The sequence below is a fragment of the Agrobacterium sp. MCAB5 genome, assembly GCF_052114365.1.
GTDB classification, from domain to species: Bacteria; Pseudomonadota; Alphaproteobacteria; order Rhizobiales; family Rhizobiaceae; genus Agrobacterium; species Agrobacterium tumefaciens.
This window is the reverse complement of record NZ_JBFREP010000182.1, coordinates 1-537: the sequence shown is the minus strand read 5'-3', so window position 1 is coordinate 537 and position 537 is coordinate 1. Positions and strand designations below refer to the sequence as shown.

Sequence of the window (537 nt, the reverse complement as noted above, 5' to 3'; positions counted from 1 at the left end):
ATTTACACGTGTGATCGCGATTTTCGAGGGTTTGAGAGAGCCTAATAAACCAATGTCCGAGGATGCCGCTAATATCACAGGCATAAACGCGGAGATGTTGAAAGGAAAGAAGATTGACCTCACTCGGCTAGATGAGCTGGTGAATCGCGCGAGCTTGATCATCGCGCACAATGCCGCTTTTGATCGGCCTATGTGCGAGAAACTTTCCTCCTCGTTCAAAAATAAAGCCTGGGCGTGCTCCGCAACTGAAATCCCATGGAGGCTCCTAGGCTATGAAGGCGTGAAACTTGGTTATTTACTCTATCAGAGCGGATTATTTCATTACGGGCACCGGGCTTTGGAGGATTGCTATGCGCTCTTGAACGTTCTTTCTATGCAGCAAAAGGACGTCAACAAGTGTGGTTTGCAGCTGCTGCTCACCTCGGCGCGTCAAACCCGTGTGATCATAGAGGTGTCATCCCCCTTCGAGTTGCGAGGCTTCTTCAAAAGCAGAGGGTACAGGTGGCGAAGTCGTCCGTCCCGTCGATGGTATAAGGA

1 protein-coding gene is annotated in these 537 nt (G+C 50.3%); it reads left to right on the top strand.

What is annotated here, in order from left to right:
• Positions 1-52: 52 nt before the first annotated feature.
• Positions 53-537 (top strand): exonuclease domain-containing protein (locus AB4Z23_RS28105; RefSeq protein WP_441361260.1); only part of this gene is annotated, 485 nt, incomplete at its 3' end.